This is a genomic window from Streptomyces sp. NRRL WC-3549, assembly GCF_000721935.1.
GTDB lineage: Bacteria > Actinomycetota > Actinomycetes > Streptomycetales > Streptomycetaceae > Streptomyces.
On sequence record NZ_KL585420.1, the window covers coordinates 145527 to 148345 of the forward strand.

Genomic DNA, 2819 nt, shown 5'->3' on the forward strand with positions numbered 1-2819 from the left:
GGCCGGCGGGCGGGGCGGGGTGCGCGGGACCTGCCGGGCCTCCCGGGCCGGACGGGCCTCCCGGCCCGCAGGGACCACGGGGGGTCGAGGGGCCGGCGGGCCCCGAAGGGCCCTGCGGCCCGCAGGGTCCCGAGGGAGCGCAGGGTCCCGAAGGGGCCGAAGGCCCGCCGGGCCGGGACGGCAGGGACGGAAAGCCCGGTGCCCACGGGCTGGCCGGCGCCGACGGCCGCGAAGGCCCCCCGGGGCCGCGCGGCCCTCAGGGGCCCCAGGGCGACCCCGGCCCCGTCGGCGCCTGCGGCCCCCGTGGGCCGCGGGGCCTGAAGGGTGACCCCGGTGACACCCCCAACCGGGAGTACCTGCGCCAGCTCATCAGGGAGTGTCTGGCCGAAGTCGGCTTCTGCACTCCGGCCTGATCGCCGACGACCCCCACCACACCGGGGGCGGTACGGCCCGGCGGTACGGACGGGCGCGGCGGGCGCCCGTCTTCCCGGTCAGTACCGGCTGCCGGGTGGGTGTCCATCCGGTTGGCACCCCACGTGCCCGGGGGCGGCCTGGATGGCCGGCAGCACCTCTCGTTCCTAGCCTCGGTCCATGAAATTTCGCCGTTCATGGGTGTCGGCCGTTGTCCTGATGTCAGCTGTGTCGGCTCTGCCGGCCACGGGGGCCTCGGCGGCCACGCCGCTCCCCTCCGCCGTGGGGCAGTCCGTGCAACGTGACGCCGACATGCTGCGCGATGCCGGGGTCACCGGGGTGTCGGTCCGCCTGGAGACCCCGCGTGGAACCGTCACGGCGCGCTCCGGCGTCGGCGACCTGATCGTTCGCCGGCCGGTTCCGAAGGACGGTTATCTGCGTCTGGGCAGCATCACCAAGACGTTCGTCGCCACCGTCGTCCTGCAGTTGGCGGACGAGAAGCGGCTGACGCTCGACCAGACGGTGGAGCAGTTGCTGCCCGGGGTGGTCTCCGGTGCCGGCAACGACGGCCGGACCATCACGATCCGCGACCTGCTGCGGCACACCAGCGGTCTGTACGACTACACGGCCGACGTGTTCCCCGGCCCGAGCGCCCACACCTACCACACCAACCGGTGGCAGGCCTATCGGCCCGAGCAGTTGGTCGCCATGGCCATGCGCCACGAGCCCGGCTTCCCGCCGGGAACGGACTGGGCGTACTCCAACACGAACTACGTACTCGCCGGGATGATCGTCCAGAAGGTCACCGGCCGCTCCTGGGAACAGCAGGTCCACGACCGCGTCCTGCGCCCCCTCGGGCTGCGTCACACCGACACCCCCGGCACCTGGCCCCTTCTCCCGCATCCGCACGCGGCCAACTACCAGCAGTTCGCCGAGGACGGTCCGATGATCGACACCACGCTCCCCTACCGACCCTTCGACAGCGGGGCCGACGGCTCGATGACCGGCACGGCCCGCGAGCTCAACCACTTCTTCACCGCCCTGGTCGGCGGACGGCTGCTGACGCCCGCCGCCCTCGCCGCCATGCGGACCGCCGTCCCGGTGCCGCAGGACAGTGGCCACCCCGCCGGAACCCGGGACGGCCTGGGACTCTTCCTCACCCCTCTGTCCTGCGGCGGTGATTACCTCGGGCACGGGGGAAGCGGCCTCGGCTACCTCGTCCGCACCGCCACCACGACGGACGGTCGACGTGCCGTCACCGTCTCCGCGCACAGCCGCCCGGCGGATCCCCGTACAGCGGCCCGCCAGGAGGACGCCCTGCACAGCCTGATCGACCACGCCCTGTGCGGCACCGCGTGAGCCGTCCGGCACGGGCCGGGCGCACGGTCCCCCGTCCGCTACCCACACCAGGGACCACTCGCCCGACTGCCCCCGCCCCTGGTGCCGGAACCCACACGGTCACCAGGGGACGCACTCACGCCCGGACGGCCGCCGACAGCGGCTGGGCCAACTCGTCGTACACACACAGCACATGGGCGACGGTGTCCTCCTCAGTGGGCCACCCGGCCGCCTGCCGCAGCCCCGCCCCGGCGAGCCGTTCCCGGTGCCCGGGATCAGCCAGGAGCCGGGCGACGGCACCGGCCAGGGCTCCGGCGTCCCCGTACGGCACCAGTTCGGCGGCGCCGCCGACGAGCTCGCGCAGACCCGGGGAGACCCGGGGAGTCGGCGGCGGCCAGGGGCACTCCGAGCCGCAGCGCCTCCCGGGCCAGGAGCGGGCGGGGGTCCTCGCGGCCGGGCAGTACGGCGAGGTCGGCGACGGCGAGAAGCTCCGCGGGGTCGTCGCGGCGCCCGGCCAGAACGACGGGCAGCCCCTCGTCGAGGATGCGGTGCCGCAGCGCCTCCTCCCCGCTGCCCTCCCCCACGACGACCAGCAGCGGTACGGGGTCCAGCTCCCGCCACGCATGGGCGGCGTCCAGCAGGGTGTCGTAGCCGTGGTCCGAATCGAGGGTGCCGGCCGAGACGAGTAACGGCCGGTCCACCGCGCCCAGTTCGGCGCGCGCCTTGCCGTCGTGGACGGCGGGCGGGCGGCTCGCCGGGACCGGGGCGGGAGCGAGCCGGGCGTCCCTGGCGCCCCGGAGCCGGGCCCGGTCGACCAGCTCCGACGACGTGCCGAGCACGACGGCCGCCGCGCGGGCCGCCCTTCGCTCCAGCAGGTGCAGCATCCGGCGGCGGGCCCCCTCGGCGTGCGGCCGGGAGTGCCAGGTCACCACCAGGGGCGTGCTGCGCCCGCTCAACGCGAGCCCGGCGCGCACGGCGGCGTGCAGCCCATGCGCGTGGACCACGTCCGCGCCGGTGCAGGCGGCGCGCAGGGCGGCTACGGCGGCGGGGTCGCCGCGCCGGGGCACGGG

General features: G+C 75.7%; 1 protein-coding gene and 1 pseudogene. One reads left to right on the plus strand and one right to left on the minus strand.

Features of this window, described 5'->3' with window-relative positions; translation table 11 throughout:
* Positions 1-705: 705 nt before the first annotated feature.
* Positions 706-1770, plus strand: a complete 1065-nt coding sequence (locus IH13_RS0125235) for a serine hydrolase domain-containing protein (RefSeq protein ID WP_234433383.1) — start codon at positions 706-708, stop codon at positions 1768-1770.
* 115 nt (positions 1771-1885) lie between these two features.
* Here IH13_RS0125235 and IH13_RS38335 read toward each other — a convergent pair.
* A pseudogene (locus IH13_RS38335) lies at positions 1886-2819 on the minus strand (glycosyltransferase family 4 protein); the annotation flags it as partial.